The organism is Mesorhizobium sp. AA22, from assembly GCF_001672375.2.
GTDB classification, from domain to species: Bacteria; Pseudomonadota; Alphaproteobacteria; order Rhizobiales; family Rhizobiaceae; genus Mesorhizobium; species Mesorhizobium wenxiniae.
The window spans coordinates 6,260,323-6,275,413 of the sequence record NZ_CP048406.1 but is presented as its reverse complement, the minus strand read 5'-3'; the positions used below and the strand labels follow the sequence as shown (position 1 = coordinate 6,275,413).

At 66.4% G+C, this 15,091-nt stretch carries 13 protein-coding genes and 1 pseudogene; 2 read left to right on the top strand and 12 right to left on the bottom strand.

The genetic code is table 11. The annotated features are described in order from the left end of the window. Nucleotides 1-95: 95 nt before the first annotated feature. From A9K68_RS32125 to A9K68_RS29600, 12 genes and pseudogenes are all read right to left on the bottom strand, one after another. Nucleotides 96-851, bottom strand: coding sequence for a hypothetical protein (locus A9K68_RS32125; RefSeq protein ID WP_065010987.1), 756 nt, complete (start codon nucleotides 849-851; stop codon nucleotides 96-98). Then, a complete protein-coding gene (locus A9K68_RS29650) occupies nucleotides 845-2,071 on the bottom strand; it encodes a hypothetical protein (protein ID WP_245430189.1) in 1,227 nt (408 codons plus the stop codon). The genes A9K68_RS32125 and A9K68_RS29650 overlap by 7 nt, the downstream gene beginning before the upstream one ends. Before the next feature lie 81 nt (nucleotides 2,072-2,152). Next, entirely contained in the window at nucleotides 2,153-3,199 is a 1,047-nt protein-coding gene (fni, locus tag A9K68_RS29645) for a type 2 isopentenyl-diphosphate Delta-isomerase (protein ID WP_065010989.1), read from the bottom strand. 84 nt (nucleotides 3,200-3,283) lie between these two features. Further along, nucleotides 3,284-4,185, bottom strand: a pseudogene (locus tag A9K68_RS29640) (hypothetical protein). Next, the gene (locus A9K68_RS29635; RefSeq protein ID WP_065010990.1) at nucleotides 4,182-5,732 is read right to left on the bottom strand and encodes a hypothetical protein; all 1,551 of its coding nucleotides are present in this window, start codon (nucleotides 5,730-5,732) and stop codon (nucleotides 4,182-4,184) included. The pseudogene A9K68_RS29640 and the gene A9K68_RS29635 overlap by 4 nt, the downstream one beginning before the upstream one ends. A gap of 283 nt (nucleotides 5,733-6,015) precedes the next feature. Then, nucleotides 6,016-7,014, bottom strand: a complete 999-nt coding sequence (locus A9K68_RS29630) for a polyprenyl synthetase family protein (protein ID WP_065011000.1) — start codon at nucleotides 7,012-7,014, stop codon at nucleotides 6,016-6,018. A 148-nt stretch (nucleotides 7,015-7,162) separates the two neighbouring features. Further along, the gene (locus A9K68_RS29625; RefSeq protein WP_065010992.1) at nucleotides 7,163-8,506 is read right to left on the bottom strand and encodes a cytochrome P450; all 1,344 of its coding nucleotides are present in this window, start codon (nucleotides 8,504-8,506) and stop codon (nucleotides 7,163-7,165) included. Beyond that, the gene (locus tag A9K68_RS29620) at nucleotides 8,506-9,351 is read right to left on the bottom strand and encodes an SDR family oxidoreductase (RefSeq protein WP_065010993.1); all 846 of its coding nucleotides are present in this window, start codon (nucleotides 9,349-9,351) and stop codon (nucleotides 8,506-8,508) included. The genes A9K68_RS29625 and A9K68_RS29620 overlap by 1 nt, the downstream gene beginning before the upstream one ends. Beyond that, nucleotides 9,338-9,646, bottom strand: a complete 309-nt coding sequence (locus A9K68_RS29615; RefSeq protein ID WP_065010994.1) for a ferredoxin — start codon at nucleotides 9,644-9,646, stop codon at nucleotides 9,338-9,340. Before A9K68_RS29615 ends, A9K68_RS29620 begins: the two co-directional genes overlap by 14 nt. Nucleotide 9,647: 1 nt before the next feature. After that, a complete protein-coding gene (locus A9K68_RS29610; protein WP_065010995.1) occupies nucleotides 9,648-10,937 on the bottom strand; it encodes a cytochrome P450 in 1,290 nt (429 codons plus the stop codon). Between the two features lie 94 nt (nucleotides 10,938-11,031). After that, entirely contained in the window at nucleotides 11,032-12,234 is a 1,203-nt protein-coding gene (locus A9K68_RS29605) for a cytochrome P450 (protein WP_065010996.1), read from the bottom strand. A gap of 16 nt (nucleotides 12,235-12,250) precedes the next feature. Continuing rightward, nucleotides 12,251-13,483 (bottom strand): cytochrome P450, encoded by a 1,233-nt coding sequence (locus tag A9K68_RS29600; RefSeq protein ID WP_065010997.1) that lies wholly within the window; start codon nucleotides 13,481-13,483, stop codon nucleotides 12,251-12,253. Between the two features lie 420 nt (nucleotides 13,484-13,903). On the opposite strand from A9K68_RS29600, the gene A9K68_RS32120 reads away from it, so the two are divergent. Both A9K68_RS32120 and A9K68_RS32115 read left to right on the top strand, forming a co-directional pair. Next, nucleotides 13,904-14,359 (top strand): hypothetical protein, encoded by a 456-nt coding sequence (locus tag A9K68_RS32120; protein WP_246811262.1) that lies wholly within the window; start codon nucleotides 13,904-13,906, stop codon nucleotides 14,357-14,359. Further along, a complete protein-coding gene (locus A9K68_RS32115) occupies nucleotides 14,334-15,071 on the top strand; it encodes a transposase (RefSeq protein ID WP_246811261.1) in 738 nt (245 codons plus the stop codon). The genes A9K68_RS32120 and A9K68_RS32115 overlap by 26 nt, the downstream gene beginning before the upstream one ends. Nucleotides 15,072-15,091 lie beyond the last annotated feature (20 nt).

The window sequence follows — 15,091 nt, the reverse complement described above, 5'->3', positions numbered from 1 at the left end:
CATCTAAGGGCTGCAATCTACGATCCAGATACATTCGCTAACATCCGGGATTTTCTAGCTCTGAAGAGATAGACGGAGATGACCGCGGGATGCCATCAGAGCTGGTAGGCGGCACGGATCCGGTCTGCAACATCCTCTCGCGTCATATTCACCTTAAACTGCTCGGGGTTATAATCGACCTCCGCTGTCGCCAGCTCGACGAACGCCCGCATGTCTTTTGCAACGGTCTCGGGCAGCGGATAGCTGGCTTCGGGGCTTAAGACTTGCAGCAGCCGTGCCACGTCGTTGCGATGTTTTTTGATGTTCTTTTCGTCAACCTTGCCGCCCGCATCGCGCTCCCAGCTAAGGTCGAGCCACGCGCGGGCCTTGAACGGGATGATCGCTGCCTCGTTGAGCACCGGGATGCCGCCGGCATCGCGCACCATCGACTTGAGAAAGGCGTAATAGTCCTCGTCGAGCAGGATCGCCGACAGACTCGCGGCCGCTTCGTCGATAGGAAGCGGCGTAAGATGCGAGTCCTCGGCAAGCGTCAGCCCTTCGGGCGACCGCGAGAACAGCTCGAGCATGGCAGGGAAATCTTCGGTCTTCGGCTTCTGGAAGCGGTAGAGGACTTTCTCCCCCTGGCTTCGCTCTCTGATCTCGTACCCACCGTGCTCGACAAAGGCCCAGAAGCGCTCCGCGAAGGCAGCGTCCAGCGCCTCGACGATCAGCACGATGTCGAGATCCTTGGTGGCGCGGAAGTCCAGGCCGACCTCGTTCATGATAAGCTCGCAGGCGGCACCACCGATCAGCACATATTGATGTTCATGGCCCGCGAAATGAGCGCGGAAGCGGTCCACCCCGATCACCATTCAAACCTCTCCAATAGTTCTTCCGCCGCTTGCGCGACGCGTTCGTCCGTGCTCCCCCGAACACTGAGATACAGCGAGAGCCGATCTATGACAGCATCCCGCGCGAGGATCTGCGGGTCGTAGGTCCAGGTCTGAATCTCTAACCGGTCGTCATCGAACGCCGTGGCTGGGCTGAGTGCGAGCCTCTCCTTGAGGCGCTTCCAACGCATCGACAGAATGGCGCGCGTCTGGACCCTTGGCGCCGCCAACATGGTGTAGCGGGCAAGCGCGCTCTCGCCAGCGAGCGGTGCGATTTGGTTTTCGACCCGGCCACTAACAAGGCGAACCTTGCGCACTGGGGATTGCAACCGCTCTTGGATTGCCTCCCATAGTTCGTGACCACCCAGAAGCATGTGCAGACGGCGTTGTCGGCCGACATGGCGAGCCTTTGCAAGTTGGAGTGCCTCAAGCTCATCAAGTGTTCGGCTTATGCTCATGATCGACACATGGAGTCGCTCGGCAAGGTCGGTGAGGTGTTCCTCCTCAAGGGCGATACCCTGCAGGACCGCGAGGAGCACTAATTGCGTAGTAGGGCTGATCTGGTCTGCGGGGGCGATCGCGGTCGTCCGCGCTCGCTCGCGCAGGTCGAGCAATGCTTCCGGGACATAAAGCTGCGCACCCGGCGCGATGAAGCCGATCTGCCGCTCCACCATCTGGCGCCGGACGGCGTTCGGCACATGGTCAAGCAGCAGCAGAATGAGATCGACGCCAAGTTGGCGACGGACAAGATCACGATGCTTGAGGTAATCCGTTGTGGCGCCTTGCCGGGGTTCGCAAATCGCCATGACAACCAGAGTGCGACCGTCCAGCAACCCTTCCCACAACATGTAGCGGTCAAGCACGAAGTGTGGGACGTTTGTAGGCGCTATCGGCGTGAGTTCGAGCCGCCGCCCGAAGGCGTGCTGGACATACGCTTCCGCCGCCTGAGCGAGCGCTTCTAGCCGCGCGGCAGGAATTCTTTCTAACACCATGCCCCTATTTAACAGCGCTTCTGTTAAATGTACATGCACTGTTAGGTATGAGTCGCTTTCTACGACACCGGCTCGAGAGAGAATAGGATTTCGACAAATCAGCCGGACCGGGCGCAGTGGATGATCGGCTGGAACGAAATCCTCCAACGCTTCATCGTGAACAGCTGCTCCATGAACACATCGCTCCCGCGCATCGAACCGCTTCGCCAAGATGGATCAGTAGTCTATGTTTGGCGTAGGTATTTCAGCAGCGTGCTAGGCGCCCGCCGCCACGTGCGGGCGACGCCGGCATCAACCGGCGGGCAGATGCGCCGAGGGCAACAATCGCGCCTGACGCAGCGCCGCCAGATCAGCCGAGCCGGTGCAGAAGCAGGCGACGGCCAACTGGCGGATGACGATCTCGAAATGTGCGACAACCGCCTCGGTGGACACCGTCGCCGCGCGCAGCACGCCGGCCGCCTGCCCGGCGATGTCCGCGCCCAGGTGGATGGCCTTGGCCACGTCGACGCCGTCGCGGATCCCGCCCGACGCGATCAGCTTCACCGTTGGCAGCGCCCGACGTACCGCCTGCACGCTGGCCGGGGTCGGAATCCCCCAATCGGCGAACGCCATCGCCACTGCACGGTCGGCGGCATCGCGGGCGCGCTCGCCCTCCACCGCGGCCCAACTGGTGCCGCCGGCGCCGGCGACATCGATCACCGCCACGCCCGCCTCGACGAGCGCACAGGCCACCAAGGCGGACAGGCCCGCCCCCACTTCCTTGGCCACGATCGGCACGCCCACGCTGCGCGCGGCGCGAGCGATCTGCGCCAGGACGCCGCGCCAGTCGCGGTCGCCCTCCGGCTGTACCGCTTCCTGCAGCGGATTGAGATGGACGATGAGTCCATCGGCCTCCAGCGCATCCACCGCCCGGCGCGCCAGGTCCAGGCCGTCGGCCTCGCGCAGTTGCGCGGCGCCGATATTGGCCAGCAAGGGAATGTCTGGGGCCAGGCGGCGCAGCGCGCGCGTCAGCCCCTGGAAGTTGCGGGATTGCAGGCTCACGCGCTGCGAACCGACGCACATGGCGATCCCCAAGGCTTGCGCTGCTTCGCTCAGATGCCGGTTGACGGCCTCGGCGCGTGGCATGCCGCCGGTCATGGAGCTGATCAGCAGCGGCGCGCGCATGGTCTTGCCCAGCAGCGAGGCGCGCAGGTCGATCTGCGTCAAGTCCAACTCGGGCAATGCGCAGTGTTCGAACCGGATGTACTCCCAGCCGGCGACCGTGGCCGGCGCCGTTCGCCGATCCAGTACGATGTCCAGATGGTCGTCCTTGCGCCGGCTCAGGGCGGTGTCGCTCATGCTCGCTCCATCGTCCCATCGGGCGACGGCGTTGCGTCGGATCGGACCGACGGCAGCGCGCGCACGCCGCCGTCTCCCGCGCGTTCAGGCCGGCGCACGCTGGCCTCCCCCGCACCGTCGCTGCGGTAGCGGCTGGTCGAGGTCTGGTAGTACTGCGCGCGTATGGCTGCCATGGCCTCGATCAACCGTTCCCATGGCGCGGGAAAGCGTTCTTGCGTCATCACCCGGTGCAGCATGCGCGTATGGCCGGCCAGCTCGTCGTTGAGGAACTCCACCACAGGCAGAGCCGGATAGCGCTGCAGCAGCAGGATCGCCGCGTTGTCGGCCTCGCCGGCCGACCTGTCCTTGTCGCGTCCATGCAGATCGTTCTGCAGGCGCCCTATCGCGGAGATGAGCCGCAGGACCTGGCGAAACGCCGGACGCGCGCGCAAGGTCGCCATGTCCAGCCCCCACAGCAACGACAGGCAACAGAACACGTTCGCGTAGGCGATCGAATCGATGCCGTTGTGCAGGTACTCGGCGTAGGACCAGCGTTCCGCCCCTGCCGCCTGCGCGTGTCCGGCGTGCAGCGCCGCGCAGTAGCACCGGGTATCGTCGAGAAGCTGAGCATAGTCGCGACGATCGTAGGCGAGCCCGGCCAGCGAAGCGCGCAGCACAGCGCAGCCCTCGAATCCGGGGAGCGCGCACGGTACGCCCTGCCCCAGCGCCTGCTCCACCGCGGCGAGCTGCTCCGGCGCGATCAGGCCAAGGTCGTTGCAATCGTCGAGCCAGAACAGCAGCGCCAGTTCGCGATAGAACGCCACGATCAGCGTTTCGTCCTGCGGATCGCGGCCGGTGCGGGCGCTGGTGTCGCGCAGGCTCGGTTGGATACGCTGCAGGATGTACTGGCCGCCCCTGACCGCTTCCACGGCATGCTCGTCGGCGAACCCGGTCAGGGAACGCCCCCACTCCAGCACCTGCTGCAGCGCCCGTTCGGTCTGGATCATGGCGCCGCTCCTGGTCCCTCGGCCAGGACGCGCCGCCCCCAACGAAGCGCCAGCAACAACCCGGCAAGTTCGGCCACGCGCACGACCCGGGTGGGGCAATACAGTTCCTTGCCGATCCACAGCGGCGTCTGCGGCAATGCATGCGCCGCATGGCGGGCGAGCATCCACTCTAGCGCACGCGCGACCGCCTGCGCGATGCGCCGGCGCCCTGTCGGCTCTTCGCTCCCGTCCATCACGTGCAACGCGAACAGCGCATAGGCGGTTTCCTCGAATGTGGACGCGCGACCGGCGCCCCAGCCGCCGCCGTCACGCTGCGCCTGCAGCAGCGCCGCCAGCGCGCGCTCGTCGCGCCACCGGGGATTGCCTTGCGCCAGCGCAGCGACCGCATGCGCGGTGGGATACAGCCACGAGACGTGCCATTTTTCGTTGTCCCATAGGCCGTGCGGGTTGCGATTGGCCTCGACGTAGGCGCTGGTGTCAGCGGCGGGCTTTCCCAACAGTCGCAACGCATGCAGGGCATGGATGTTGGTCGACACCGAGGCATTGCGCTCGCCGGGGAAGGTGACGAACAGCTCGCCGATTTCGAAATGGCGCAACGCATCGACCGCCGGGTCGCGGCCTGCAAGGCGCAGGACGCACAGCGCAACGGCGGTGTCGTCCGCATCGGCCGCGAAGTGCAAGGCCGGGCCCAGACCGCGCACGCCCAGGCGGGCGTCGAGCTGCGCGACGATCACGCGCACCGCCTCGGCGAGCGCGGGATGCGCGAACAGCCCGGCCAGATGCAGGGTGTACAGCGACCAGCATGGCTCGAACACATTGATCGGCCAGACGTTGGGAACGACACCTTCGATGCCGCTGCGCGTCGCCCGCGATGCCGCCTGCAGATACGCGTCGGCGCGCTCGACCTGCGGCGTGCTCCCCTGTGTCACGGCGTGCGCACGCCACGTGGCGGTGGCCGCCGGACTGATCCCGATGCTGCCGTCGTCATCGGGGCATGCGGTGGTCGGCGACGTCCCCCAGGCTTCCCAGGAGTGCAGCAACGGATGGCCGCTCGGCAACGTCGCCACCGCCCCCAGCCTGACCAGGCACGCTTGCCGCAACGGCAACAGCGCCGGGTGACGCGGAAACGCCACGCCGCCCAGCAAGGATGCGGCCTCGCCGCACAACTGCGGCAGGATCAGCTCCGCGCCGATCGGCGCGTCTTCCGGCACCGCATGCGCGTAGGGATCGGGCTGGCGCTCGAGGAACCGGGTTGCAGCCTGGACTGCATCGGCAGCGCCGGGAAGAGGATCGGCACGCTGCAATGCCAGCAACGCCGCCCACGTGGGCGCATGGCGGAACAGCGGGAAGTCCGCGCTTCCCCATCCGCCATCGGCCTGTTGCTGCGCGAGGAGCCACGCGTATGCGTCCTGCCGACCGGTGACGTTGCCGTGGAACTGCAGAGCTCGCGCCGTGTCGTAGACGGACGGACCGACGCTGCCGCCGTCGCTCATCTCGCTCAGCAGGTGGCGCAATTCGGAAAGGATCTGTTCGGACAGCGCGTTCACGCGGGATGTTCCTTCTGCAGACGGTTGACGAGAACCAGGATCACGCAGACGCCGCGCTCGTCGCCACAGGCCGGTCGCGGCCCGGCGCACGGGCAGCGCCGGCCGGCCGCCCTGCTCCGGCGCGGCGACGCGCCCCGATGCCGGCGCCGGTCCGCCGCATGCGCCGTGGCCGTGCTGGGCAACCGCTGCGATCGGCGCCGCGGACTCGGACACAGTGCAGCATGCGCCGCTGCCGCCAGCCGATCGCAGCGGCACAGGGGCGGCTCCATGCGGACGCGCGCGCTCATGCGCAGGGCGCGTGCTTCAACAGATACGCGTTGGCCCGCTGCAGCATCTGCGCCAATCGTTCCGCACGCGGCCCCAGCGGGGCGATGGCCTGCCCGGCGTCGCGCAACAGATCCAGCGCGAACTGGCGCGCTGCCTGCAGCCCCATGATCGACGCGCAGGTCGGCTTCTGCGCCGCCGCGTCCTTGCCGGGGATCTTGCCCAGCGTCGCGGTATCCGCTGTCGCGTCGAGAATGTCGTCGACCACCTGCAACGCCAGGCCGAAACAGGCGCTGTAGCGATCGAGCGCACAGTACAGCGCAGCGTGCGCGGCATCCTCCGCGATGGCGCATAGCGCGCCCATGCGAACGGACGCGCGCACTAGCGCTCCGCTCTTCATCCGGTGCATCGCCACGATCCTGTCCAGCTCGACCTGCTTTCCGACCAGCGACAGATCCATGGCCTGCCCGCCTGCGGCACCCTCGGCGGACACCGCCTGCGCCAGTTCGCGCACGAGCGCGATACGGTTGTGGTCCGGCGCATCCAGGCTCGCCAGGGTCAGGAAGGCGTGCGCCTGCAACGCATCGCCGACCAGGATCGCAGTGGCTTCGCCGAACTTGACGTGCACGGTCGGAAGGCCGCGGCGAAGCACGTCGTCGTCCATCGCGGGCAGGTCGTCGTGGACCAGGGTACAGGCGTGCATCATCTCGATGGCGGCGCCGACGTCGTCGAGCATGTGCGCCGGCGTGTCGGCCAGTGCGCCGGCAGCCAGACAGAGCAAGGCGCGGGTGCGCTTTCCGCCATGCAAGGTGGCATAGCGCATCGCCGTCATCAGCTCGGTCTCACCGTCGTCTTCGGCGCAGAGAAGACGCGCCAGCGCCTGTTCGACCCGCTTTGCACCGTCCTGCATCCAGATCTCCGGCAGCAGCCTGCCGGACGCGCCGCGCGCCTGCGCGCCCAATCCGCCGAGCGCGGAAACGCCAGTTCGGTCGTCGTGTAGCGTCGAACCGGTCTGCATGTTGTTCATGTCCTTGTACCTGACACGGCCACGGCGAGCGCCGAGCCGCCGCGGTGTTGCCGGTGTCGCACCGAGCGCGCGCGCCGAGGCAGCAATGCCGGGCGTCGCCGGCGCCGCTGCCTCGCCACACGGAGCGTGCGATGCCAGCTCATGAGAATCCGATGCGGATTGTCATGGACGGATGTGCGGTCGGGTAATAGCGCCGGCCCTTTTCGACGCCGCTCAGCAACCGCGGCCGCACCCCGGCCTTGTGCATGGTCAGCGCCAAGGCGATGGAGAACTGCACCAGTTCCAGCCATACCAGGTGATAGCCGATGCAGACGTGTGGGCCGGTACCGAACTGCAGCATGTCCACCGGCCGGATCGGCTGCGTGCGTTGCAGCCACCGCTCCAGGCGGAACTGATCGGGCGCCTCGTGCAGCAGCGCCGAGGTCGAGAAATGCAGCAGCGGGATGCATAGATGGGTGCCCGCGGGAATACGCCGTTGGCCGAGCTGCAATTCCTGCAGCGCGCGACGCGGCAGGACCGTGGTCGCCGGATGCACGCGTAGCGTTTCGCGGAACAGCGCCTCGGCGACCGGACACTGCGCCAGGTCCGCGTGCCGGGTCGGCACCGCGCCCACGCGTTGCGCCTCCTCGACCAGGGCGTCCCACAGCACAGGCTGCCGCGCCAGCTCGATCACCATCCAGGCCATCGTCGAGGCGGTGGTGTCGTGACCGCCAAGCAGCAGTAAGCGGATATTGGCGACCAGGACGTCATCGGAGAGCGCATCATCGCTGCGATCGAAGGCGCTCACCATGTCGTTGATCAACCCGGTTCGCGCGGCATGCGCGCGCGCGTCGCGGATGAACTGGCGCAACTGAGCGTCGATCCAGTCGCGGGCGGCGCGGCCGCGCCGCAAGGGCAGTCCGGGCAGGTCGATCGGGGGCGCGATGATCAACTGCAGCAGTTGCCGGTACTTGCGATGCCATCCCGGCAGGTCGTTCGCGGGGATTCCCATGAGGCTGAAGATGAGCTTGAGCGTCAGATCGCCGGTTTCGCGCAGGATGGTTACGTCGCCGCGCTCGCGCCACGCCTGCACCCGCGCCAGGATGATGGGCGCGAACAGGTCGCCGATGCCGGCCTGGGTCAGCCCCTTGGGCAGGAACGCCGCCTTGATCGCATCGCGCGCCTGCCGGTGCGCGCCGCCGTCCTGGGCGACCAACGTTCCGCCAAGCAATTCGGGCGCGATCTCTTCCATCAGCGCCGAGGACACGTCCTTGTGCCGGAGCAGTGCGAACGCATCCGGATGCGTGCAGGTCATCAGGTGGCCGGCAGGGCCGAAATCCAGCCAGAAGTGGCTGCCCAGCGTCCGTTCCGCGCGCCGCAGCAGGCGCGGCAGGTCGCAGACGATGGCGGGAAGATGCCCGACGAGGGGGAAAGCGCCGGGCACGATCGGGATTTTGTGCCGCAGCCGGTGCCGACGATCCAGCGGGTTGAGCAGCATGTCCATCAGCAGCGCGGCGCCGCGGCCGCTTCGGCGATGTCGCCGGCAGGCCGCGCGGCGCGGCTGTTGCCACCGTCGGCGTATGTCGGCACATGCGCCAGCATGCCGCCGTCGATGCACACGACCTGGCCAGTGATGAACGCAGCATCGTCGGAGAGCAGGAAAGCCACCAGCGCGGCCACGTCCTCGGGGCGGCCGACGCGCGGCAGGAGCTGGTGCCGGCGCAGATGCCGTTGCATGCACTCGTCCAGCTTGGCGAGGAGACGCTCGGTCATGATGAGACCCGGCGCAACCGCGTTGCAGCGGATCTGCGCGTGACCGTACTGGGTGGCGAGCGAGGCCGACAGCATGTTCATCGCCGCCTTCGACGCGGCGTAGGACGTCTGCGCGGTGTCACCGCTGAGCCCCTGGCACGACGACATGTTGACGATGGCGCCACCGCCGCGGGCGATCATCCGTGGGATGGCCTGCCGGCAGCAGAGCAGCGTGCCGCGCAGATTGGTCGCCATGATCTGATCCCAGACCGCCAGGTCCAGGTCGAGGATCGCGTGGTCGCGCGGGGTCAGATGCATGGCGCTCGCGTTGTTCACCAGCAGGTCGACCCCACCGAAGTGCCGCTCCGCCGTCTCGAACAGCGCTGCCACCGCCTGCGCATCGGCAATGTCCATGGCCAGGGCCAGCGCGTGGCCGGCTTCGGCCGCGATCTGCGCGGTGCAGGCGATGGCCGCCGAGCCATCAATGTCGGCCACCACGACTCTGCCGCCCTCGCGCGCGAGGGCGAGGGCGCATGCCTTGCCGATGCCGGCGCCGGCGCCGGTCACCACGGCCACCTTGCCTTCAAACCGTCCCATCGTGTCCTCCTGGATTGCGTTGGTCTTTCGCGGCATGCCGATAGGCCTCCGCCGGAGAAGGCGCAGGGTTGGCGCTGGCGCGCTCGCCATCGCCAGAGTCGCTTTCGATGACCCGAATGGCGGCGACCGGGCACTGGCCGGCCGCGAGCCGCACGGCGGCGTGCAGCGCCTGCGGGACCGTCACCACGCACACTTCAGCCACGCCGTCCGGTTCGCGCTGGCGAAAGGTCCCCGGCAGCGTCAGCACGCACTGCCCGGTGGTTCCGCACAGATCCTGGTCGACCACGACGCGCATCTCAGCCCCCCTGCGCATGCAGCCGCACCGGCAGCGCGCGGAACGTCCTAAGGAACGCGGAGGGCTCCCGGGTCGGCTGCTCGGCCAATGCCAGCGTGGGGAAGCGCGCCTGGATCCGCGGCAGGCTCTCGGCCAACTGCACCCGGGCCAGTTGCGCACCGAGGCAGAAGTGGATGCCGTGACCGAAGCTCAGCATGATCTTCCCGTCGCTCGACATGCCAGGACTGGTGCCGTAGAACCGCACGGGATCGAAGCGGTCGGGATCGGCGAAGGCGTCCGGGTCGCGATTGCCTGCCGCGATCAGCACGCGCACGTCCGCGTTCTTCGGAATCACCACGCCGCCCAGTTCGATGTCGCGCTGGGCGATCCGCGGAATGGAGCTGAACATGGCGGGCGCGTCGCAGCGCAGGACTTCTTCCACGAATGCCTTCACCCCCACGGCGTCTCCCTGCAGCCAGTGCCGCTGTTCGGGATGCGCCAGCATCGCCAGGACCGCATGGTCGATGGTCGCAGCAGTGGTGGCGAAGCCGCCCAGCAGCATGCCCCACAACATGCTGATCAACTCCGCATCCGACAGCGTGTCGGCATCGTCGTCGTGTGCGCCGACCAGCATCGACACGATGTTGTGGTGGGGGTCGGTGCGCTTGCGCTGTATGAGGTCGCCGAAGTAGGCCTGCACCTTGGCGCTGGCCGCGTCCGCCGCGGCGAGCTGGGGATCGCTGGCGTGCGGGCTCAGGCCTTCCAGAATGGGGCCGATGCCGGCGGCGAGCCCGAACATGTCATCCTGGGGCATGCCGAACAGTTCGGCGAAGACCAGCATGGGCAAGGCCAGCGCGAATTCCCGATGCAGGTCCACCGCCTCCCCGCGCTCCAGCGCGGGCGCCATGCCGTCCAGGCGCGCTGTAGCGATGCGCGCGATGCTCGGCCGCAGGTCGTCGATCTGGCGCATGGTGAAATCGCGCGAGATCAGCCGGCGCAGACGCGTATGCGTCGGGGGGTCCATCATCGCTAGCGTGGACGCCAGCAGATTGAGCGACAGGCTGGTCGCCGCACGGGGGAAATAGCGCGCCAGTTCGCCCGGCGCCGGTCCCCGAAACGCATCGCCCGTCGCCTTCAGCGCCCAGTAAATGTCGACGTGGCGGCTCAACAGAAAGAGGCCCGACGCCGCGCGATGCACCGGATCGTGCTCGCGCAACCACCGCATGAACGGATACGGGTCGTGGATGCATGCTGGCGACGCCAGTTCGGCGAAGGCGTCCCGGCATGCTGCTGTGGTTTCTTGCACGTCCATCCTGGTTACCTGTTGGCTGGCTGATCTGACCGGTGCGCGCCCAGGCGCGCCGGCAAATTGCGGAGAAGATCCCGATCCCGGCGGCGTCCGCGCGTCACCAGAGCACCGGGAGCTCCTCGAACCCGCCAGTGATGATCTCCTTGCGCAACTTCAGCTCTTCGGGCGACACGGCCAGGCGTAGCGCGGGAAAGCGCTGGAAGATCGAACCGAACACCACCTTGAGTTCCAGCCTGGCCAGCGCCGCGCCGGTACAGTTGTGCGGCCCGTAGGAGAACGCCAGGTGCGGGTTTTCGTCGCGTCCGATGTCGAAGATTTCCGGGTCGTCGAAATGGCGCGGATCGAACGACGTCGCCGGCAGGCCGACCAGCACCTTGCTCTCCGCGGGAATATGCACGCCCGCGATGGTCACGTCGGTCCTCGGATAGCGCATGATGCCGTCCCAGCCCGCGCCCGGCGGGTACATGCGCAGGATTTCCTCCACCGCCTTGTCCACCAGGAACGGTTCGCCGACCAGGCGTTCGCGCTGTTGCGGATGGCGGAACATGGCCAGCAGGCCGAATTCGATCTGCGCGACAGTGCTCTCGTGCCCCGCCACCAGTATGCCCGCCGCCAGGCCGATCGCCTCTTCCTCGGTTGCCTTGCCTTGGTCGACCGCCGCGAGCAGATCCGTCAGCAGGTTGTCGCCCGGATCCTGGCGCTTGTCCCGCATCTTGCCGCGAATGTAGGTGCGCAGTTCTTCCCAGGCCAGGCGCGACGCGGTGCGCGGGCCGCTTTCATGCTGGTGCGTCATCACCTCGTCGGACAGCCCGGCGAAAAAGGCGTGATCCTCGTAGAGCACGCCCATCAGCGCGCTGATGACCATGGCTGGAAGCGGAAAGGAGAGGTGGCGCCGCAGGTCGGCGGGCTGGGGCTGGGCCGCCAGCGTCTCGAACAACTGCGCGGCGATCGCCTCGACCTGCTGCGCGAGCAGCTTCACCCTGCGGTTGCTGAAGGCCGGCGCCACTATCGTGCGTAACCGGGCATGCTCGCCCCCCTCGTGCGAGACCAGCCACCCCGGCGAACCGAGAATCACCGAATCCGGGGTGAATGCCGCCGGCGGCATTCCCGCGGGCCGGAATGCCGCGTCGGACAGCACCGCCTTGGCCTCGTCGTAGCCTGTCACCCACCAGCCTTCGTGCCCGGACGGGAACCGCACGCGGTGGATCGGACCATTGGCACATAGCGCCAACATCTCGGGCGAGGGCTCGATGTGATCGACGCGCCACATCGGCAGCGTCGGCAAGGATTGTTCGGACATGGTGGCACCTCACTCTTTAAGCGATGGACGGGCGGAAGGTGACCGGCAGGCGCTGCGGGCAGCGAATGACGTAAGACGGCATGTAGACGACGTCCTCCGCGGCGATGGTCAGCGCCAGATCTTCCAGCCGCCCGAACAGCGCGGGGAAGGCGCAGCGCAATTCCAGGCGCGCCAGCTCAGCGCCCAGGCAGGAATGCGGCCCCTCGCCGAACGACAGGTGCGGGTTGTGCCGCCGGGTGACATCGAACCTGTCGGCGCCGGGACCGAAGGCCTTTTCGTCCCGGTTCGCCGCATGGAACGCCATCAGGACGGCGTCGCCCCGGCGGACCATGCTTCCGTCGATCTCCACGTCCTGGGTGGCATAGCGGAACGGCAGATTGGCCACTGCGTTGCCCCAGCGCAAGATCTCCTCGATCGCCTGTGACCACGGAACTTGGCCGCTGCGCACCAGGTGCAGTTGCTGTGGATGCGTCAGCAATGCCAGCACGCCATTGCCGATGACGCCGGTGGTGGTCACGAAGCCCGCAGAGAGCACCATGAACAGCATGTCGATGAGCTCGCTGTCGGAAACGAGCTCGCCGTTGTCGCGCGCGACGATCAGGGCCGAAGCCAGATCGTCGCCGAGCTGGCCCCGCTTGAGCGCGATCAGGCGACGGAAGAACTCCGGGATGCGCTGCTGCGTCTGTCGCACCTCTGCGGCTGTGGCGGAGGTGTTGGCCCGGCTGTAGGTGAGCGCGACGATCTCCTCGCGCTGTTCGTCCGGCAAACCGAACAGTTCGGCGATCACGTTGGTGGGCAGCGGAACGGCGAACTCGCACATCAGATCGGCACTGCCGCCGCGCTGCGCCATCTCGGCCAGGAGTCGATCGACGCATTGTTCGATCCGTGGCGCCAGCGAGGCGATACGACTGGGCGCGAAGCTCCTGGACAGCAGGCCGCGCAAGCGCCGGTGATCGGCGCCATGCGCCGTGACCATGTTGTCCACTTTGCACATCCCGATCAGCGGATGATCCTCGGGAATCTCGCCGTCCTGCAGCGCCCGCCACTGTCGCCAGTCCCTGTTGAAACGCTGGTCGGAAAACATCCGCCTGAGCGTCTGGTGACGGCCTGCCGCCCAGGTCACCACATTGCCTGGCAGCGACACTCGCGCCATCCCCCGCTGCCGCAGGATCGCAGCAGACAGACTATTAAGTTGCGTGGGAGCGACCGAGACACCGATCACATCGCAATGATCGTTTTCTACGCGCATGCCAACAACTCCTTAAAGAACCATTATGTAATAAAGCTACAAAATCATTTGCAGCTTCCCGCAAATGCGTAGCGTCTCATCCCTCAACAAGCACCAGCAAAATTGGATTTCGACTAACCCGCTTGATCTTGCCGGGTTCGGGCGCCCTAGTTAATTGAATAACAAGCCCCAAAACTCAAGCGAAAGAATGTTAAGTTTATTTGTTACTGGAATGTCTAAAATTTCATAATGCCGCAATATATTAACGCCATGGTCAGCCAGCCCTCTAGCCGACCTTAAGGTCGTGTCCCACCGCGTGGTGTAGGTCGGCGGTAGCGAAGCCGCTCGCGAGCGCGCCCTCAACAGCGCTGTAGATGCTATGGGCGGCGGCGAGCGTGTGGCACCCTCGACGCTGTTGAGCAGCTACCTAAGGAGCGCCCCATGTCACCATCCTTTGATGCAAGCAAATCCCTTACCGCCCTTGATCAGGACAGCACGTTGGTCGCAGTGATTGAGATGAGCCAGACAAAGTGGCTCATTGCTGCGACGGTCCCTGGCTTTGAACGTAACCCTCTCAAGAAGCTCGATGCCGACCCGGATTCGGTGTTCAGGCTGTTGCGCCGCTGGCGCAGCGAAGCCATCCAAGCCGGGCGTGAAGTCCGGCGCATCGTTGTCGCCTATGAGGCTGGACGCGACGGCTTTTGGTTGGCGCGCTGGCTCCAGGCGCGCGCTGTCGAAGCTTATGTCATACATCCATCGAGCGTCGCGGTTTCCCGTGAACATCGGCGTGCCAAGACCGATCGCCTCGATACCGAACTGCTGATGCGCGCGCTTTCTTGGCTGGCTGCGGGGCGAGAAGCGCCACTGCAGCATGGCAGCCATCCCAACCATCAATGAGGAGGAGGCCCGCCGTCCGAACCGTGAACGAGACAATCTCGTCCGCGAACGTACACGGATCGTCAACCGCATCAAGGCAATCCTCGCTCGCTTCGGCATTCGCGCCTTCAAACCCAATCTGCGCAAAGCTGCCGAGAAACTGGAGGCTCTGCATACGGCGGAAGGTATGCCCCTACCGGAACGAAGCCGAGCCGAGTTGCGCCGTAATCTCGGACGGCTTCACCTGTTGCATGAACAAATCCACGAGATCGAACAGGAGCGGTTGCGGCAGCTCTCGGTGGTTCCGGACACGGAGAAGGGTCCGCTCGCGATGGTTCGCCTTCTTGCGCGGATCATCGGTGTCGGTATCGAGACTGCGGACATGCTGGTGAATGAGATTCTCTCACGCGGCCTGCGTGATCGGAGAGCCGTCGCCCGCTATGCCGGACTTACCGGGGCGCCGGATGAGAGCGGCCAACGCAGGCGCGAGAAAGGTCTTGCGCGGGCCGGCAACGCTCGCGTCCGCTACGGCATGATCCTACTGGCTTGGCGGTTCCTCCAATTCCAAAAGGACAGCGCGCTGGCGCACTGGTTTTGCGCGAGAACGGCCGATGGCCGTGGCGGTACGCGCAAGACAATGATCGTGGCTTTGGCGCGCAAGCTACTGATTGCCTTCTGGCGACTTGTCACGACCGGCGAGATCCCGACGGGAGTAGCCCTGCGTCCGGTATAAAGCATGGAGGAGCGTTCGAC